The organism is Pectinatus brassicae, from assembly GCF_014201835.1.
Taxonomy (GTDB): Bacteria; Bacillota; Negativicutes; order Selenomonadales; family Selenomonadaceae; genus Pectinatus; species Pectinatus brassicae.
Window position 1 is genome coordinate 109,943 of sequence record NZ_JACHFH010000001.1, and the last position, 19,968, is coordinate 129,910.

The 19,968-nt window shown below is 35.3% G+C and carries 20 protein-coding genes and 1 other RNA gene; 7 read left to right on the forward strand and 14 right to left on the reverse strand.

Annotated features, from left to right (window positions below):
- Entirely contained in the window at window positions 1–3,759 is a 3,759-nt protein-coding gene (locus tag HNR32_RS00625) for a PolC-type DNA polymerase III (protein ID WP_183858845.1), read from the forward strand.
- Between the two features lie 47 nt (window positions 3,760–3,806).
- Here the strand turns inward: HNR32_RS00625 and HNR32_RS00630 are convergent, their stop codons facing one another.
- From HNR32_RS00630 to ssrS, 6 genes are all read right to left on the reverse strand, one after another.
- The gene (locus HNR32_RS00630) at window positions 3,807–4,865 is read right to left on the reverse strand and encodes a glycoside hydrolase family 5 protein (protein WP_183858846.1); all 1,059 of its coding nucleotides are present in this window, start codon (window positions 4,863–4,865) and stop codon (window positions 3,807–3,809) included.
- Window positions 4,855–5,166, reverse strand: coding sequence for a hypothetical protein (locus HNR32_RS00635; RefSeq protein ID WP_183858847.1), 312 nt, complete (start codon window positions 5,164–5,166; stop codon window positions 4,855–4,857). The genes HNR32_RS00630 and HNR32_RS00635 overlap by 11 nt, the downstream gene beginning before the upstream one ends.
- Window positions 5,167–5,185: 19 nt before the next feature.
- Complete coding sequence (locus HNR32_RS00640) at window positions 5,186–6,256, reverse strand: MBOAT family O-acyltransferase (protein ID WP_183858848.1); 1,071 nt, start codon at window positions 6,254–6,256, stop codon at window positions 5,186–5,188.
- A 68-nt stretch (window positions 6,257–6,324) separates the two neighbouring features.
- A complete protein-coding gene (locus tag HNR32_RS14005) occupies window positions 6,325–6,453 on the reverse strand; it encodes a hypothetical protein (protein ID WP_260162416.1) in 129 nt (42 codons plus the stop codon).
- A gap of 26 nt (window positions 6,454–6,479) precedes the next feature.
- Window positions 6,480–7,784, reverse strand: coding sequence for a sensor domain-containing protein (locus HNR32_RS00645; RefSeq protein ID WP_183858849.1), 1,305 nt, complete (start codon window positions 7,782–7,784; stop codon window positions 6,480–6,482).
- 174 nt (window positions 7,785–7,958) lie between these two features.
- Window positions 7,959–8,144: non-coding RNA, 6S RNA (ssrS, locus tag HNR32_RS00650), on the reverse strand.
- 203 nt (window positions 8,145–8,347) lie between these two features.
- On the opposite strand from ssrS, the gene HNR32_RS00655 reads away from it, so the two are divergent.
- Entirely contained in the window at window positions 8,348–8,674 is a 327-nt protein-coding gene (locus tag HNR32_RS00655; protein ID WP_183858850.1) for a hypothetical protein, read from the forward strand.
- Between the two features lie 44 nt (window positions 8,675–8,718).
- Here HNR32_RS00655 and HNR32_RS00660 read toward each other — a convergent pair whose 3' ends face one another.
- From HNR32_RS00660 to HNR32_RS00670, 3 genes are all read right to left on the reverse strand, one after another.
- Entirely contained in the window at window positions 8,719–9,396 is a 678-nt protein-coding gene (locus HNR32_RS00660) for a hypothetical protein (protein ID WP_183858851.1), read from the reverse strand.
- A gap of 151 nt (window positions 9,397–9,547) precedes the next feature.
- On the reverse strand, window positions 9,548–10,069 hold the full coding sequence (locus HNR32_RS00665; protein WP_183858852.1) for a YjbQ family protein: 522 nt from the start codon (window positions 10,067–10,069) through the stop codon (window positions 9,548–9,550).
- 17 nt (window positions 10,070–10,086) lie between these two features.
- Window positions 10,087–10,776: a triose-phosphate isomerase gene (locus tag HNR32_RS00670; RefSeq protein ID WP_183858853.1), complete on the reverse strand. Its 690-nt coding sequence runs from the start codon at window positions 10,774–10,776 to the stop codon at window positions 10,087–10,089.
- Window positions 10,777–10,984: 208 nt separating this feature from the next.
- On the opposite strand from HNR32_RS00670, the gene HNR32_RS00675 reads away from it, so the two are divergent.
- From HNR32_RS00675 to HNR32_RS00695, 5 genes are all read left to right on the forward strand, one after another.
- Window positions 10,985–11,710, forward strand: a complete 726-nt coding sequence (locus HNR32_RS00675; protein ID WP_183858854.1) for a GntR family transcriptional regulator — start codon at window positions 10,985–10,987, stop codon at window positions 11,708–11,710.
- A 123-nt stretch (window positions 11,711–11,833) separates the two neighbouring features.
- A complete protein-coding gene (locus HNR32_RS00680) occupies window positions 11,834–12,667 on the forward strand; it encodes a class II fructose-bisphosphate aldolase (protein WP_183858855.1) in 834 nt (277 codons plus the stop codon).
- A gap of 99 nt (window positions 12,668–12,766) precedes the next feature.
- Window positions 12,767–13,255: a MarR family winged helix-turn-helix transcriptional regulator gene (locus HNR32_RS00685; RefSeq protein WP_231038215.1), complete on the forward strand. Its 489-nt coding sequence runs from the start codon at window positions 12,767–12,769 to the stop codon at window positions 13,253–13,255.
- 67 nt (window positions 13,256–13,322) lie between these two features.
- A complete protein-coding gene (locus tag HNR32_RS00690; protein WP_183858856.1) occupies window positions 13,323–14,561 on the forward strand; it encodes an LL-diaminopimelate aminotransferase in 1,239 nt (412 codons plus the stop codon).
- Between the two features lie 13 nt (window positions 14,562–14,574).
- Complete coding sequence (locus HNR32_RS00695; protein ID WP_183858857.1) at window positions 14,575–15,045, forward strand: pyridoxamine 5'-phosphate oxidase family protein; 471 nt, start codon at window positions 14,575–14,577, stop codon at window positions 15,043–15,045.
- Window positions 15,046–15,086: 41 nt separating this feature from the next.
- Here the strand turns inward: HNR32_RS00695 and HNR32_RS00700 are convergent, their stop codons facing one another.
- The 5 genes from HNR32_RS00700 to HNR32_RS00720 all read right to left on the reverse strand — a co-directional run bounded on the left by HNR32_RS00700 (window position 15,087) and on the right by HNR32_RS00720 (window position 19,942).
- Window positions 15,087–16,403: an NlpC/P60 family protein gene (locus HNR32_RS00700; RefSeq protein ID WP_183858858.1), complete on the reverse strand. Its 1,317-nt coding sequence runs from the start codon at window positions 16,401–16,403 to the stop codon at window positions 15,087–15,089.
- A 64-nt stretch (window positions 16,404–16,467) separates the two neighbouring features.
- Window positions 16,468–17,556 carry a tryptophan--tRNA ligase gene (trpS, locus tag HNR32_RS00705; RefSeq protein WP_183858859.1) on the reverse strand — a complete coding sequence of 363 codons (1,089 nt, stop codon included), beginning with the start codon at window positions 17,554–17,556 and terminating at the stop codon, window positions 16,468–16,470.
- 270 nt (window positions 17,557–17,826) lie between these two features.
- Window positions 17,827–18,273, reverse strand: coding sequence for an Lrp/AsnC family transcriptional regulator (locus HNR32_RS00710; RefSeq protein ID WP_183858860.1), 447 nt, complete (start codon window positions 18,271–18,273; stop codon window positions 17,827–17,829).
- A 12-nt stretch (window positions 18,274–18,285) separates the two neighbouring features.
- Window positions 18,286–19,068 carry a hydroxymethylglutaryl-CoA lyase-like TIM-barrel protein gene (locus tag HNR32_RS00715; RefSeq protein WP_221300526.1) on the reverse strand — a complete coding sequence of 261 codons (783 nt, stop codon included), beginning with the start codon at window positions 19,066–19,068 and terminating at the stop codon, window positions 18,286–18,288.
- On the reverse strand, window positions 19,046–19,942 hold the full coding sequence (locus tag HNR32_RS00720) for a homocitrate synthase/isopropylmalate synthase family protein (RefSeq protein ID WP_183858861.1): 897 nt from the start codon (window positions 19,940–19,942) through the stop codon (window positions 19,046–19,048). Before HNR32_RS00720 ends, HNR32_RS00715 begins: the two co-directional genes overlap by 23 nt.
- Window positions 19,943–19,968 lie beyond the last annotated feature (26 nt).

A 19,968-nucleotide genomic window follows, 5' to 3' on the forward strand; every position in this document is an offset into this window, starting at 1 on the left:
ATGAGTAAATACCGTATAATTCCGCAATCAGGTGATAAATTTCGCCGACTGCTCGATTCGCTGCCCTTAGATGAAGATTTTATGATTCTTCTAAAAGCCAGCACTATAAAACATGTGGAAATTGACTTAAAGAATAATATATGGGAAATATTACTAAATACCTATAAATATCTTCCTGATGAAATGCTTGCTCAAGCTGCAAATTTTATTGCTGATAATTGTCATGTAAATAAAGTGATGTTCTATCAGGATATTATTGATTTTGCTGCTCGTATCAAACAAAACTGGTCTAAAATTATCATTGCTGCTGCCAAAGGCAATCCTACAGTAAAAGCTTTACTGCTATCATCGACTTATTCTATTGATGGTAATATGCTCACCTTAGAAATCAAGGGCACGCTTGCTGAGGAAATACTGCATGCCCATAGTGTCAATAAAACTTTACAGCAAATTATCTATGAACTACTCGACTTAGAATGCCGGATAGGATTTATAGCTACTGATAATAGCGAACCTGCTAAAGAAGAACAAGATGACTATGTAATGGTTGATTACACACCACCGCCAGTCAGTGATACCCCGTCAGAAAAAACTGCAACTAAAACTTATAATCCAACACGCGGCAATAACAACTATCGTAAGCAATCAGGCCCGCCGCCTAACAGTACTGATGCCGGCTGGATTTACGGCAAACGCATTAGTGGCAATATTATGCCGATTGACGATATTGATGGTGAAATGAAAACAGCTGTCCTGCTTGGCAAGGTAAACAATATCAACAGCCGTGAATTTAAGACCGGCAACAATTTACTAACCTTCGAGCTAGCCGATAAAACTAATGGCATCGACTGTAAAATTTTCTTCAAGGATAAAGAAGAATTTGAACGCGTCAACACCAATCTATCTAACGGCTTAATCATTAAAATTGCCGGCAGTATTCGCTTTGACAGCTTTAATAATGATTTCGTCATAATGCCCAACAGCATTTATAAAGGCGAAATGAAAACTCGCAACGATACGGCTCACGAAAAACGTGTCGAACTGCACGCCCATACCCATATGAGCAATATGGATGCTGTGGTATCTGCTAAAGATTTAATCTGCACTGCTGCTAAATGGGGCTGGCCAGCCATTGCCATAACTGACCACGGTGTTGTTCAGGCCTTTCCTGAAGCGGCAAAAACTATTGCCGACAAAAAGCTTGATATCAAAATAATTTATGGTCTTGAAGGCTATCTTATCGAGGATGAACAACAAAAACGAGCTAACCATATTATATTATTGGCACAAAATTCCATCGGTCTGCGCAATATTTACCGTTTGGTTTCCTTAGCACATCTTAAATATTTACAAAAAAGGCCTCGCATTCCCAAGAAAATACTGTCTGAATATCGCGAGGGAATAATTATTGGGTCAGCCTGTGAAGCTGGTGAATTAATCAGAGCTATCGTTGCTGGACAATCAGATGAGGAATTACTGCAGATTGCCTCTTTTTATGACTATTTAGAAATCCAGCCAACCGGCAATAACGAATTTTTAATCCGCAGTGAAACTTTTCCTGAAATAAAAACAGATGAAGATTTACAAAAAATCAATCTTAAAGTTGCCCAAATTGCTAAGAAGTTGGGGAAAATGCTCATTGCTACCTGTGATGTTCATTTCTTAAATCCTGAAGACAGTATTTACCGCGCTATTTTAATGGCAGGTAAAGGTTTTAAGGATGCCGACCAACAGCCACCGCTTTATCTGCGAACAACTGAGGAAATGCTGGCAGAATTTACTTATTTAGATGACGAACTGGCCTATCAGGCCGTTGTCGAAAATCCCCGCAAAATTGCCGATATGATTGATATAATCAAACCAATACCAGATGATTTATATTCACCGATGATTCCCGGTGCTGATGAACAAATCCATGATATGAGTTATACTAAGGCTAAAATGCTCTATGGTGAAAATTTGCCACAACTTGTTTCCGAACGTTTAGAGCTTGAATTACAGTCAATTATCGGCCATGGTTTCGCCGTATTATATTTAATTGCCCACAAGCTCGTTAAAAAATCACTTGATGATGGTTATCTTGTTGGTTCAAGGGGCTCTGTCGGCTCCTCCTTTGTAGCGACCATGACTGATATTACCGAAGTAAACCCACTGCCACCGCATTGGCGCTGCCCAAAATGCCACAGCAGTGAATTTATTACTGATGGCTCTTATGGCTGTGGTTTTGATTTACCTAATAAAGAATGTCCATATTGCGGTACTTTGATGATAAAAGACGGTCACGATATACCATTTGCTGTATTTATGGGATTTGATGGTGATAAAGTACCTGATATCGACTTAAATTTCTCCGGTGATTATCAGCCTGTCGCCCATAAATATACAGAAGAATTATTTGGTAAAGATAATGTTTTTCGTGCCGGAACAATAGCTACTGTTGCTGATAAAACTGCTTACGGCTATGTCCGCGGTTATTTCAATGACAAAGGTACCAAAAAACGCGATGCTTATATAAACAGTCTTGTTGCTGGCTGTACCGGCGTAAAAAGAACTACTGGACAGCATCCTGGCGGTATAATGGTTATTCCCCGCAATATGGATGTACATCATTTTACCCCGATACAACGTCCTGCTGATGATAAGGATACTACCACAATAACGACTCATTTTGACTATCATTCCATCAGCAGTCGTCTGGTTAAGCTTGATATCCTCGGTCATGATGATCCGACCGTAATAAAAATGCTGGAAAACATTACCCATCGCGACCCCAAAACTATCCCCTTTGATGATCCTGTTACCATGAGTCTTTTTTACTCCACTGATGCTTTAGGCGTCACGCCGGAACAGCTTGGTGCCACGTCCGGAACTTTTGGTATTCCGGAATTTCGCACACCATTTACACGGCAGATGATTGATGATACAAGACCGGAAAAATTCAGTGATCTGGTACGAATAAGCGGCTTTTCCCACGGTACTGATGTTTGGCTCAATAATGCCCAGGATTTAATTAAAAATAATACCTGTACCTTATCCGATGCCATCTCGGCTCGTGACGATATTATGATGTACTTGATTCATAAAGGCATCGAGCCACTACTTGCTTTCAAAACTATGGAAAATGTTCGTAAGGGACGCGGCATTAAAGACGATGTCGTTGCTAAATTAAAAGAAGGCGGCATCCCCGACTGGTATATTGACTCCTGCCAAAAAATTAAATATTTATTCCCACGTGCCCATGCTACGGCATATGTTATGATGGCTTATCGTATTGCTTTTTGTAAAGTGCATTATCCATTAGCTTTCTATACTGCTTATTTTTCCATTCGTGCTGATGAATTCGATGCCCATCTTATTGCACAGGGACAGGATGCCGTTCGCCAAAGTCTTGATGCATTAGCCGAGCAGGATAAAGTTAAAAAGCTTTCTGTAAAAGAAAAAGGACTGCAAATCGTTTTAGAATTGGCTTGGGAAATGTATTTACGCGGCTATACCGTGGAAAAAGTAAATCTTTATGAATCATTAGCAGATAAATTCATCATGCATGAAAGATCCTTGCTTCCGCCGTTATCAGCTCTGCCCGGCGTAGGAATCACCGCTGCCCATAATATTGTCGAGGCTCGCAAAAATGGTGAGTTCTCTTCGATTGATGATTTGAAAAAACGTGCTGGTGTACCAACACCTTCTATTGAAATATTACGTGAACACGGCTGCCTTGAAGGCATGAATGAAACAGATCAAATTGCCTTATTCGTTTAAAAAATCGGCGGCTCACATAAAAATGTGAGCCGCCGATTTTTATTATTTTAACTATTTTTTTCCTTTGCCAGCAATGCCTGTAATAAAGCCTTATCCCATTCATTTTTATTTAAATCATATATGCCAAAAGCTGAACCAAATTCCCAATACCCCCAGGAAAAATCATCCTGCTCGGCTTCCTTGCGCACACATTCCGTCCATAAAACTCTCATATTCTCAGGCACATTTTTATTTACACCAAATTCCCCTAAAAAAACTGGGACCTTATTATCTATAGCCCATTGCTTGACTTGCAGAAAATCACGAGCAATCTTCAGTCGTTCACTAAAAGATGACTGCCACTTGATATTCTTATATTGTTCATAGCCTAAATAAGGATTATCCTGAAACGTAAACTCCGGTGGCTCATAATAATGAAAAGTCACTATTAAATTATCGGTCTTAGGCAATATTAATTTTTTTAAATCAGCAATATTATTATAACTGCCTGCACCAATGATAATATAACGTTTAGGATTATTTTGCCGAATTGTTTTTACAGCACCTGCCAAATATTCATTCCATAAATCAGCTGTTAAATTTTTCTGCGGCTCATTAAGAATTTCAAAAACCAATTTATCTGAATACTTGCTATATCTTACTGACAGCTGCTGCCATATCTGCAATAAAAGATGACGATTTTCTACTGGTTTATCCATTATTTCATTAAAATGATGAAAATCAAGAATAATATATAATCCCTGATTTAGCCCTGCTTCAATATGCTTATCTATTTTTTTCATGAAATTTTCATCAAGCTTACCATCAACAACATAATCAGAAAACCGTACTGGTAAACGTACACCATCAAAACCTGCTTTTTTTATTGTCGCAAAATATTCGTCTTTTAATTCCACTCCCCAAAAAATATCTTTAGGTGCATCCAAGGCATTACCAATATTTATAACATGTTTAAATGGCAATATCCTAATATTATTTTCTGGTGATATTGCAGCAACCTCCCGACAGTAGGCAATACTGGGGAAAAAACAACTTAATGCTAATATTAAACTGCCTGCCGCTAATATTATATTTTTTCCCACTAAAAAAAATTCTTTACTCAGCATAAAAATACCCCGGTGATTCTTTTAATATTTTCAATTTATGGTTATCCCGAAGCAGCATCACTTTTTCTGCCGCTATATATACATACCTGAATTTATCATATTCAAAAACATTTTTTTCAACATACTCTTTTAATGGGACTAATTTTTCTGTTGAACTATTTACCAAAATTGTTCCCTCAGACAAATAAAAATTGTCTATCCGCCCCAAGCTGCTTACCATATTCATCAGCGAAAAACTACACCAAAATACAACAATAAATACAGCTGCAACTATTTTCATGCGAAAAAATTTTTTTACCATATTTTATCAACTCTTTTTCTCAAAAGCTAAAATAAACAAATGATATTTTAGTTCCTATCATTAAATATGACAATGCTATAACAAATAATACCAGCATACAAACCGGATATATAATCATAACAAAATTCGTATACCATGACTTAAAAACATTGTTTATCAGCAATGTATTCATACGACGTGATATTGGCAGACAAAATAATAGCGCAATTATATAATATATACCATAGGCACTTATGAATTGGACAGCATAATGCATATCAAATCCCCCGACACCTATTAAGCCCACAAAATATCGCCCCGCCAGCAACAGCGATTCTGACCTGAACAAGATTCCTGAGAGTACAACAAATATAAAGAAATATATATGTCGATAAAAATCAGCAATATTTCGTTTGTCCCATTCCACTAAAATTTCCATTAACGTAAATAAAAAATTATAAATTGCCCATACGATAAATGTTGAATTAAGGCCATGCCATATCCCTAATAAAATAAATATTAAAAACACATTTCGTATTAAGATATCCTTATTTTTTACCACTGAGCCACCTAGTGGAATATAAACATATTCCTTGAACCAATCTGCCAAAGTAATATGCCAACGACGCCAAAATTCTCTTACCGATTTAGTAATATAAGGATAATTGAAGTTTTCCGGCAGCTTAAACCCCAGCATATAGCCCATGCCTATAGACATATCACAATACCCGGAAAAATCAAAATAAAACTGTAGTCCATATGATATGATTCCCAGCCATGCTAAAGGAAACGGCAATATTGTTTCATTATTCATCGCAAAAGCCTGATTAGCGACCAAGCCGATAGTATCAGCTATAATCCATTTTTTTGCCATTCCCTTTACCAAGCGGCAAACCCCTGTTGAGAATAAACGTAATGAGTATTTTCTTCCATAAACCTGCTGCTCAAATTCCACATATCTCATCAACGGGCCAAATATCAGCTTAGGGAAAAATATAATATACAAACAAAAACCGATTACATCGTTGCCCTGCTTTATCTGTCCTCTATAAATATCGACTAGATACGAAATAGCCAGCAGTACATAAAAAGATATTCCCAAAGTAATCATCAGCGTCGGATGCAAGTTTGTTACAAAATTACCGGCATCAAAATCATTACCACTGATATAAAAATATTTTATGCTTCATCAATAAGCAATTTTGCATTCTGCGGTACAGATATAGCAGTATAGGCAAAGGCATTATTAGAGCTGTACCATAGACACGTCAGTAATGACAACATTACTTTGCCATAATATTTTTTCATTGTTTATCCCTTACTATATTCATTAATTATTCATCACGATATATACAATAACGGTTCTTGCCCGCATTTTTAGCCCTATACAATGCTACATCCGCACTTTTAGTTAGTTCCATAATGTCGCTGCCATTATAAGGATATATACTAATCCCAATACTGCATGTTACCAATATTGTTTTCTCTACAAGATAATACGGTTTTTGAATAATATCTATTATCTTATTGGCAACAGTAATCACCGCATCTGTATCAGCAACATCTTCTATAATTAAAGTGAATTCATCGCCCCCCATACGAGCAACAATATCATTTTTCCTAATAGTATGTGCTAATCGCTCTGACACCTTCTGCAGTAAAATATCACCAACATCATGCCCCAAACTATCATTAACATTTTTAAAATTATCTACATCCAAAAAGAATGTTGCCAGCATTTTATTTTCTACCTTGGCCCGCATCAGTGCTTTTTTTAAATATTCATAATAAAAACGCCTGTTGGGCAGTCCTGTCAACGCATCATGATAAGCCTGATGGTAAAGTTCTGATTCATATTTTAATCGTTCTGTTAAATCATTGGTTATAGCATAATAATATTCTATTTCATCATCTATTTTGTTACGAATAACCCCTATCGTAACTGCTTCTAAATAAAAAGTACCATTACGACGTTTATTCCAAATTTCACCTTTCCAGTTTCCAACTTTTTTTAATTTATCAATCATATCATCATAAAATTGTGCATTATGTCTTTTCGTTTTAAAAAACTTTATATTTTTCCCTTGTATTTCATTTAATATATAGCCGCATGATGCTAAAAAAGCCTTATTGGCATCTAAAATACTGCCCTGACTGTCCGTTACTATAAAACCATTGTTAGCATACAAAAACAATTTTTTATGCAGCTGTAATTTTTTGGCAATAAAATTTATCGCCGCTTTTTTTTTCTGCAATTTTTCTTCTAACTTAAGCTGTTCAGTAATATCCCGGCCAATGCTTACTGCCCCAATAAGCTTATTTTCATTATTGTATACCGGCACAACAGTTAGTGAAATATCTATTATTCTTCCATCCTTGGTTTGCCGTTTTGTAATAAAATTTTTTATCGGCTGATTATTGATAATATTGGATTCAATATATAGCAGCTGATCTTTTGTTTCTTTCGGTATTAATAATTTTATCGGCTTATCAACAATTTCCTGGGCTAAATACCCATAGATAACAGTTGCTCCTTTACTCCAATATTTCACAGAAAAATTCATATCTTTTATAATTATGGCATCATTAGAAGATGACATAATCGTTTCAAAATAAGTCTTTATATCAAATTCCATCATAAATTCCTCCATGGCATTAAAATATTTAGTACAAATCCTTTGTCAAAAAATATTAACTTTAAGAAAATTGGTTCAATTTATAAAATTCCTCTTTACTATTCTATTTCCTTCTTGCAACTAAAATTAACTGCCTAAAAATAAATAAAAAACACCATCCAATTGGATGGTGTTCTTTATAGGCCCAAAATGCCGTAACTTTCTACATGCCTAGACCTGCATATATGCAGGGCGGTACCTTAAGACAATACTTTTGCTATTCACTACAAGGTGATCCAGCAGCTATAAGTCAAAATCAGGTTCCTTTTTGGGAAAGAGTAAGGTTAGACATAATTAAAAAGCTTACAAACACTACAGGCCTGAGATATACGTTATTTCTGTAATTTATAATAGCACAAATAAATATGCCGTGCAAGACTTGACAAATATACTTAAATTCTATACAGTTGTGCTACTGAATTATTTTTGGTAAAATTAGTGTAGTTTTTCACAATCACTATCGCATCTTACCACTGCTATTTTTTATTGTATATAATCCTATATTATCGAAAGAGGTATTTATTTAAATGAATAATACATTTCAGGTTGCTGTTAATTGGTATGATTTTGAAACTTATAATGATATTGGCTATATTGAATATTATATTGAAGAAAAAAAAGCTGCTATCTTCTTAAAATCAGAACAAGCAAAAAAATCCGTAACAGATTTCTTAGCTAAAAGTCTTACTTTGCAAATTCCTCATAAAACAATGCATGATTTCACATCGATTACTATAAATCCACTAGATAATCTTGATAACTTCAAATTGGCCTTAACACGTTTATGGGAACATACCAATGTCTATGTTAATTGGAGCCGTCCTGTTGACTATGTCATTGAGCATATGGATTAAAAAATAATAAAAATGCTGCTTACTAAATGTAAGCATCATTTTTATTATAAAATATTTTTTATTGTGTTAATAAGCATATTGCCGCCATTAATTGAAGTGTGTAAATATAATACTCCTTCAGCACTTGTTATATCATCAATGTTTACAGCGTCAACTAAACTGTTGCCCATTATTTCCACTTGCTTCAATGATGATTTATCAATAAATGGTTTAAAATTTATTATTAAATTATTATCTTTTGCTTCTACTGCTACTCCATATTGATTATCACTTAGGGGATTGCCAAACAATTTCATCAGCATACCAATACTCATACGTGAAAAAAGCCAGGAAGTAACCGGACGATTAAGTAATTCCTTTTTATCAATATGGACGGTCATCGAAGACATATCCTTATTTTGTTTAAAGGCAGTAATTGTTCCTTCCACTTTTATTTTTCCCGAAGCTGCTGTATCAATATCAGCTTCTATTTTATTATCCGCATGAATATTAAGCTTTACCTGCTTAAATTCCGGATATTCCGCTAAAACTGACTGCAGATAATTATCAATAGCCGTTTGCGGTACAGCCACAACACCATCCTCAAGCTGATTCATAGTTTGGGCATTCCATGTGTCTTCAATAATTTTTTGTGAATTATCACTTATAAAACTAAAGGCAAATACAGATTGTGAGAAAAAAACTAAAAACGTTAAACATAACAAAACGACCTTACGCCGCATAGTCAAGCACCTCTATTAATAAAATTAGAATATATTGCTCACCTATTATACATTCTTCTATCATAATATAAAAGAGGAAAAATAAAATATTTTATATAAAAAAAAACCAATCGCTCTATCTAAAAAAATAATAGAACAATTGGTTTTTTTATTATTCACCAATAATGATAATCTTACATTTACGCGGACGCGGTCTGGCCCTGTCAAAATCAACAAAATAAACATAGCCCGTTGTCCCCACTCCAAGCTTGCCTTCATCAACTTCAAAAGTTTCACTGGAGCCAATAAGCGTTGCCTTTAAATGGGCATCACAGTTCAAAAGGGCACTACGGTCGCCGCCTGGTAAATAAAATTCCGCTTCCGGCCATGATTCAACTTCTGCAAAATGTTTTTCGCCGGGATAATTATACTGCCCCTGTTCAATATTATCCGGTATGATTTTTTTAAGTACATTATTTAAATCTACTTGTAAAAATTCATCGCCATTTTCATCATAATCATGTACGAATTCCTCAAAAAAAACAGCACAGGTTGTATGCGGTGATATTACCGTACAAATTCCATTTTTTATCCTGCTGTTTTCAATAGCCTTTTTTACACTCTTAGTAATATCAATAAAAGTAGGCCGTTGTCCATGTGATTCCAGTTTAATCGTTTCCTTATAAACCGTCATATTTGTTCACACTCCAATTAATTTTTTTCTCTTTCTGCTCTTAATATTGCCTCTATCATTTCTTCAACACGAGCAGCAGGATCTGGCGCATTTAATATGCCACTCGTTGCCCCCGTACCATCTGCGCCAAGTTTTATAACATTATATACATCTTCAGGCGTAGTTATTCCTGAAGCAATCATTACCGCAATATTGGGATTTATTTCTTTTATTTTTTCCGTTGTTTTTAATATATAGCTATTATCAGCGACCTTCCCTGTACCAATTAAATCCGTTGGCTCACATAATAAAATATCGGGATCTAGTTTGGCAATAGCTATCGCTTCCGTCAAAGAATCGGCGCAAACAATCGTAATTATATCTAATTCTTTAGCACGCTTAATACATTTTGTAAGTTCTGCCATTGTCAAAGGATTTTCAGCGTGATTTAAAAATACCGCACCAGCACCAGCCGCCTGCAATGACTCTGGTAATATATGTCCCATACCACGCCCCGGTTTTAATGCTTCCATATGCTGCGCTGTTACTATTAACGTATTAGTATTTTCTTTTATATAACGAATATCAGTAAACGGACAGGTGAAAAAAATCTGCAAATTACTTTTTTTTGCTGTCCTGTCAACAGCTTTTGCCAACTCTAAGGATTTTATTCCATACAAATAAGATTTTGGATTAACAACTAAAAAAGGACATTTAACTTTTGTCATCATAATTCCTCCATCATGTTTACCACTGGTTTAGATAAATATTACCATAGGTAAAAATTATATGCAATATGTTTTTATAATATTTTTTATTTTATTTAAATTCACTTTTTTCAAAGCATTTTTGTTAATATTGCTAATATCTGTTATTTATAATAGAATAAAAACAATGTTTTTATTATCTACATTAAATCTTGGAGAATAATTATATATGGAAACTGAAAAAACAATGCCCTTACACGCAAAAATACAAAAAAAACTATTGGATAATTTCGCTGAATTGGAATACTTTGCCCCCATACCCAGTGAACGAGAATTGTGCCAAAATTTTAACGTGAGCCGCCCGACTATCAGAAAAGCCTTAGAAAATCTGGAAAAAGATAATTTAATCACCCGTATCCAGGGGCGCGGCTCCTTTTATATTGGCAACAAAGTTCCAATTGATTATTCCAATGCCAATAATCATGGGTTAGGCTTATTTCAAGTCCTTACCTCTGCTGGAAAAATTACCAAGAGTTCCGTATTACAGCAAGATATTGAAGTTCCCCATGCTGATATCGCCGCCTGCCTGAATCTTAAAGAAGATGAACTGGTATTTCATCTAAAACGCCTGCGTTATGTCAATAATGAGCTTTATTCATTATCCGATGATTACATTCCACTTAATCTTTGTCCACAGCTAATGCAAACCGATTTTACCAATATTTCACTGTTTCGTATTTTGGAAAATAATAATATTATTCCTTTTAAAGAAGATAAGACTATTGAAGTAAAAAAAGCCGATATACAAGAAGCAACCTATCTAAACTTACAAAAAAATGCTCCATTATCAGTTACCCGTATTATCACCTACGATAAGTCCGGCAATATCATTCAATATGCTACCGCCAAAGCAGATGCCTATAAAAGCCGTTTTAGAATCATTTCCACAATATAAAAAAAGTGTGCTAGTAATTTTTCAACACACTTTTGTCTTTTTTATTGACTTTTTACCATTGGTATTATATACTAATAAAAAAAATCATTACCACTGGTTAAATAATTTTTAGGAGTAATGATTATGTTAGTAAATTCAAAAGAAATATTACAAAAAGCGAAAAATGGTAATTACGGCGTAGTTGCCCCTGATTTTATCGACCTTGACTCAGCAAGAACCTTTGTCCAAGTTGCGGAAAAATTAAATACACCAATCCTACTGTCATTTGCCGAAGCCCACAAGCATGTTATTACTTTAGAAGAAGCAGCTGTTATCGGTAAAATGGTTGCCAAGCAGGTAAATGTTCCAATTGCCCTGCATCTTGATCATGGTACTAACATCAATTATTTAAAAGATGCTATAAAATTGGGGTTCAGCTCTGTTATGATTGATGCTTCCATGTATGACTTAACAGAAAATATCCGTATAACTAAAGAAATCGTAGCTTTAGCCCATGCTAATAATGTAACTGTTGAAGCTGAAATAGGCCATGTTGGCGGCAATGAAGAAAATCCCAGTGCCGCCCAAGCTGAAGATTCTATCTATACTACTGTAGAAGAAGCCCGTGAATTTGTTAAACATACCAATATTGATTCCCTAGCAGTTTCTATCGGCACAGCTCATGGTGTATATAAAAACAATAAAAATCCGGTGCTTAATTTTGAACGCTTACATGAATTAGCCGCTGCTATTACTATTCCACTTGTTTTACATGGTAGCTCTGGTACCGGTGAAGAAAATTTAAAAAGATGCGTAAACGAAGGTATTTCCAAAGTCAATATCTTTACTGATTTTCTTGTCAGTGCTATGAAAGAAATAAAAGAAAATCCCGCAAAAGATTATTTAGAATTAAAAAAATCAGCTAATCTTGGCATGGAAAAAATGCTTACTTATTATATAAATCTCTTATCAAAATAACTAAATAAAATATTTTAACGCTTAAATTCCCCCATAAATTACAATTGAAAAGCTAATTTATGGGGAAGTTTTTTATATTTTTATTTGACATATAAATATTTGTATGTTACAACTATACAAGAGGTGAGAGTTATTATCAGTAGTGAAGAAAAATACCAGCGATGTGTACAAGATATTGGCGTATTACTGCGTAAGACTGTACGTACTTTTCAAATGCTGGAGCGCGAACAAATCAGAACGCACGGCCTAACTAATTCCCAGTGTTATATATTGCTGGAATTATATAAGTTCAAGACTTTATCTATTAATGAAATAAGCCAGCATCTGCATTTAAATATCAGTACCATCACTCGGATAATGAATAATCTTGTACGCGATAAATTAATTATCCGTACTAAAGCCGACTATGATAAACGAATAGTAGAAGCAAAACTCACTGACAGCGGTCTTGCTGCTGCACAGCTATTGCAAAAAGATATAGAAAACTATTACAAAAAAGTCATCACTAATCTCCCTAAAGGCCATGTTAGGGAAGTAATGAACTCGTTTGAATTATTGGTAGAGGCTTTATCTAAGGCCAGTCAATAATCACTGTTATCTCATTAACCACCACTTTTACTTGTATGATACAAATAATTATAAAGGAGTTTTTTTCATGCAAAATGATTTTATCCAAGAAGCTTTCGCTGACCGTATCGGCGGCAATAAATTTGGTAAGGGTACCGTTTTATATAAATTCGAAAAAATAAAACGTGCTAAACGAGAAGCCCATGCTAAAAACCCCAATCTACCATTAATTGATTTAGGCGTCGGTGAACCAGACTGGAAAGCAGATGATACTGTTGTTGAAGTTCTTTATGAACAGGCTAAACTTAAAGAAAACCGCTTTTATACCGATAATGGTCTGCAGGAATTTAAAGATGCTGCCACTAAATATATGTCTGACGTATTTAATGTCGACGGCCTTGATCCAGTAAACGAAATCAACCATGGTATTGGTTCCAAGCCAATACTTGCTCTTTTGCCACAAGCATTTATTAATCCAGGCGATATCACCATTATGACCGTACCAGGCTATCCTGTCATGGGCAGCGCTACTAAAGGTCTAGGCGGTGAAGTTGTCAATCTGCCGCTTTTACCAGAAAATAATTTTCTGCCTAATCTTGATTCCTTAACTGAAGAACAGTGCCAAAAAGCCAAATTATTATATTTAAACTATCCTAATAATCCTACCGGTGCCGTGGCCACCAAAGAATTTTTCGAAAAAGTCGTAGTCTTTGCCAAAAAACATAATATCATTGTCGTATCTGATGCCGCTTATGCTGCCCTTACCTTTGATGGTGAAAAACCATTGAGCTTCTTATCTATTGAAGGTGCTAAAGATATCGGCGTAGAAATTCATTCGCTATCCAAGGCCTTTAATATGACTGGCTGGCGATTAGCTTTTATCTGCGGCAATGAAAAAGTAATAAAAGGCTTCGCTGCCGTAAAAGACAATAATGATTCCGGTCAATTTGCTGCTATTCAAAAAGCTGGTATCTATTGCTTTAACCATCCTGAAATCACTGAAAAAACTGCCTTAAAATATTCCCGTCGTCATAATTTACTGGTAACAGCATTAAAAGAACTTGGCTTTGCTGCCCAAAAACCTAAAGCCTCTTTCTATATCTATGTGAAAATTCCCCAAGGAACTAAAAGTGGCATAAAATTTACATCAGCTGAAGATTTTTGTGAGTTTTTAATTAAACAGCAGCTTATTTCCACTGTACCATGGGATGATGCCGGTCCTTATGTACGTATGTCAGTGACTTTTGAAGCTGATACTGAACAGGATGAAATGGCTATTATTAAGGAAATAAAACATCGTCTAAGCAATATCGAATTTATTTTTTAAGGAGCGTCATATAATGATAAAAGAAATGCGCCGCAAAGACCGTCAAATGTCTGATGACAATACGAAATCCGTACTACATAACGCTTTATATGGAACCTTATCAACCAGTAACAATGAAAATATTCCTTATGGCGTTCCTATCAGTTTTGCCTATGATGGCACTGATAATATTTATCTGCATTGTGCGGCTGAGGGTATGAAATTAGATAATATCAAAGTAAATTCCAATGTCTGCTTCTCTACCGTAGAAAGTGCTGCAACTGATGCCGCTAAATTTACCAGTCAGTTTAAATCCGCTATAGCTTTTGGCACAATATCAGTCTTAACGGATATTCCCGAAAAAAAAGCAGCGCTGACTCTTTTAATAAAAAAATACAGTCCTGAATTTTATGACAAGGGCATGGGCTATATTGAAAAAGCCTGTGAAAAAACCACTGTCTTAAAAATAAAAATTTCTACTATGACCGGCAAAGAACATAAGTAAAACAAAACACCATCGGAATTTTTCCGATGGTGTTTTGTTTATTAATGAAAAGATACCGCTGATGTCAATGCCGCGGCAAAGCTATTACCGCTAGATAAATGCAGTGATAAATCACTGACAACTACGCGCAATATACGCTGTTTGCTGTAACTGCCATCACTGACTCTTGTATAACTGCCCAAGGCATGGATTATATATGGTGTCCCATTAATATTGCCTAAATACAGCATGGTATGCCCATCCATATACAAAGCGTCACCCGGCTTGCAGTTATCAAGTATATTTTGATAAATCTGCGCTTCGTTTAGTCCCGAAAAATCATAATGTCTACCATAAGTCTGTTCCTGTTCATCGGCATTACGCGGCAGGTAAATACCTACTGTACGATAAATATTAGCAATAAAACTCGAGCAGTCCACGCTGTTTTTGAGTCCGCCCCAGCCATAGGGTTCGCCATAATATTTAAAGGCTTCAGCAATTATATTATTGCGCGTATACGGCAAAAACCCTTCATGCAAATTATCATCCAGCGTAATATCAATATTATTTTCCTGCAAATAGCCATAATCATCACGCTGCGGTACAATCACTCTATAAATATTGCCTTTTTTCTGTGTGAATACTATTTTACTGCCCATTTGATAAAATATATTTTCTCCACTATTGGGCAATGTATATGATTTACCTGTTACTACTAAAAAATTCTCCGGCTGTACATAATTAAGCCACTTGTTTCTATCCTGTACAATAGCTACATTCGCACTGGCAATCCAGCCACGATAATTATACATCTGTATATAATAAAAGTTATTATCAGTACTTGTATTTAATATTATTACCGGCTCATTAGCATCTGCGACCGTTTCTTGAAACATATCGAACTGACTGGCATATGGCACGGAAAAAACCGGACTCAATGTTGGCATTGTTCTTATATTGCTATGTTTTACAACTATACCCATTAATAAATTTTGCGTTTGCGGTAAATTAGCCAAATTCATTTTTTCCAATAGCTCATTTTTTTCATTGGCAGACAATAATTGGCCATTTTCATCATAAGAATTATTGGGAAAAACAGCTGATGCTTGTGCCATATTTTTAATATCTGCGCGGCTCATCGTCAGTGGATAATTTTTTAAATCAGCCATGCTGCTCGTTTTTTTTATAATTGATGTATTAAATGCCGTTTTTTCTGTGTCATTTAACACTATATTTTTACCGTCTGACATTTTATCCTGCCAAAATTGTGCACTGCATAATGGCGGATAATTAGTAATGCCATTGGCCATCGCAATTTGTGTAAAGGCAGCTGCTAAAAAACATATCATTACAATTGTTATACTTAATTTTTTTTTCATATCTAATCCTTTCTTAAGCAAAATTGGAAGAACTATATCAGTTCTTCCAATTTTTTATTAATCATTATTTATTTTGAAATTTCTTCGCCTGTTCGGCAATTAATGCCGCATCGTCGAAATAATTTATACGCATAGCGTCTTTTACAGCAGCCAAAGTCTGTGCCGCTACAGCCTCAGCTTTACGCGTACCTTCCTGCAGCATTTTATATACTGCAGGAATATCTTTTTCAAATTCTGTGCGACGCTTCTTAATTGGCTCTAAATATTCCATAAGAATTGCATATAAAAATTTCTTAACCTTAACATCACCTAAGCCACCGCGTTGATAATGCGCTTTAAGCTCATCAAGATTATTATAGTCAGGCAAGTATTTGCTAAAATGTTCTGGCTGACAAAAAGCATCAAGATATGTAAATACGGTATTCCCTTCAATTTTGCCAGGATCAGCAACACGAATATGCTCAGGATCAGTATACATATTCATTACTTTTTTCTTGATTTCATCAGCTGTTTCCGATAAATAAATGCAGTTATCAAGTGATTTACTCATCTTAGCCTTGCCGTCAAGTCCCGGCAAACGCAGACAAGCCTCATTACTTGGCAGTAAGATATCGGGCTCAGTAAGTGCTTCACCGTAGGTTATGTTAAATTTACGAACAATTTCCCTGGTCTGCTCAATCATAGGCATCTGGTCTTCGCCAACTGGTACAGTTGTTGCCTGAAAAGCAGTTATATCAGCTGCCTGACTGATAGGATATGTAAAAAAACCAACCGGGATACTGGCTTCAAAATTTCTTGCCTGAATTTCCGCTTTTACCGTGGGATTTCTCTGTAAACGTGATACTGTAACAAGATTCATATAGTAAAAACTCAGCTCACATAATTGTGGTATCTGTGACTGGATAAAAATAATTGATTTTTCTGGGTCAAGTCCACAAGCTAAATAATCAAGTGCTACCTCAATAATATTTTGCCGCACTTTTTCTGGATTATCGGCATTATCGGTTAATGCCTGAGCATCAGCTATCATTATAAATATTTTATCAAATTCACCTGAATTTTGTAATTTTACACGTTCGCGTAAAGAGCCGACATAATGACCTATATGCAGTCTGCCCGTTGGTCGGTCACCCGTTAATATAATTTTTGCCATTTATATTCCTCCATCTCATCCCTGTATACTATATTATACAAGGCAGTTTTTCTTCTATCAATGCAATATCTATTATTATAACAGTTTTTCCCTCGCTTTACATACTTTATTAAAATTATGATAATCAAGCTACCATTAAGATGCTGCCTCATAATTGCAACGTTTTCAACACAAGCAAAATACCTTATAAAATTTTAATTTTATAAGGTATCAATTATACATCCATATATAATTTATTTAAAACACATCCATTATTTACAACTAAATATTTTATTCTGATAAGACCGACACATTATCAATTATATTGGACAATACTACAAGATTTGATGTTTTTACAAGACCAGGATTATTTTTAATGCGTGCCAGTAATGCCTTTAAAGTGCGGGCATCCTCTGTTACTATTTTCAAATAATAGTCATACTCACCGGTAATATAATAACACTCATTTATCTCATTTTCAGTCTTGGCATATTCAGCAAATTCTTCACCATTATGGGTATTATCAAACCGCAAAAACATCAATGCCGTTAAATTTTTATTTACCTTTTCCGGATCAATAACCACTGTGTACTGTTTAATAACACCTGATGTTTCCAGTTTACGCAAGCGCTCACTAGCAGCCGGCATTGATAATGAAATAGCTGCACTCAAATCCGAAATTGTCATACGGGCATTTTTCTGCAAATTTTTTAATATTGCTCTATCTGTCTTATCCATTTTGTTCACCCTTTATCCCCTCATTTTCTTGTTAGCAAATATTGTTGAAGCGGCAAATATGAATTTATCCATATCACAATTACCGCAGCGTTCACCTATACCATTAACAGTGGTATCAATAAAGCAGGCACCTGCTTCTACCGCTGCAATTGAATTAGCTATAGCCATCCCCAAATCATTATGACCATGAAATTCTATATTTATTGCTGTATTTTCTATTAGTTCTTTTATCTGCTGGAAAACCACTATTGGTGTCATTATACCTACAGTATCAGCAAAACGAACTGTCTTTACGCCAAATTGCTGTACTTTTTTTATAATATTAATCATATAATCAACATCTGCTCTGGAGGCATCTTCCATTCCAATAGTTATTTCCTCAGCATATAATACTGTATATGTTAAAATTTCTTCTATTTTGTCCATGAGCCATATTTCATCTTTTTGCAGTTTATCATGTATCTGCCGATAGGAGACAGGCACACTTATGTGAATAATATCGGCTTGGCACTCTAACGATGCTTGTATATCATCTTTATTCAATCGATTCCAAACCGATATTTTAGCTTTTTCACAAACTGTTTTGATTTCTTTTATCATATCGCGCTCGGCTTTTCCCACTGCTGGAATACCTGCCTCAATTTGATAAACGCCTTTTTTATCCAACATTTCTGCTATTGAAATTTTTTCTTTATCGCTAAACATGATGAGAGGACTTTGGGCACCATCGCGCAATGTTGTATCTATAAGACAATATTTTTCATTCATCATTTTAAACATTGCCTTTCCAGCCAATTAAATCAAAAAATTCTTTGTCAGTAATGGCTCTGCACAACATGCGTGATTTTTCTTTTACCCGTTTTAAAATAGCCGCGTTATCTATTTGAGCATAATTGATTTTCAATTCTTTCAGCTTAGCTTCTATAGAATTTTTTCCCGATATATTTCCTAAAACTATTTGTCGCTGTCCGCCAACAAGCTCCGGTGGATATGGTTCATACAGCTGGGGATTTTTTAATATGCCATCGACATGTATTCCTGACTCTACGGCAAATATTGATTTACCAACAATTGGCTTATTGGCTGATATTGGCAATATTTTTTGCAGTACTGTAAAATCAAGATTCCCCTCTATTTTTTTTATATTTTCCAAATGCATTGTCAGTAGAACTTCTTCTAATGGCGCATGACAGCCAAGACCATTAAAGGCAGTGACAATGTTCTGTCCGCCACTCTCCAGCCAGGAAACAGCCAAAGCTGTGGCCTGACCTGATAAGTCCAGCGGTTCAAACGATATTATTTCAGTTTTATGCCATTGTTTAAATACATCTTGCATCTGTATTACCGATAAACCCGCATCACCAGTAATACGCTGCTGTATTTTTTTGCCATCAGCATTGAAAATTATACTTTGCTTATAGCCTGCCATATGTTTAAGGTCATCAGATAAAATATACCGAGAAAACCCCTGGTATTTTTTTATATCTTTATATTCTGTAATGCGCAGGGCATATCTATGATGTGGTAATTGACCCCAAGAAATATTTTCCCAAATTGGTATGCTCATTTCTATACTGTCTATGGGTAATCGTTTTAACGCCTGCAAAATCTGGCGCTGCTCATATTGCTTTGCCTTTTCCCTATAACACAGGGTAACATCCGTTATCATATTTACCGCCCCCTTAGAAGACATAC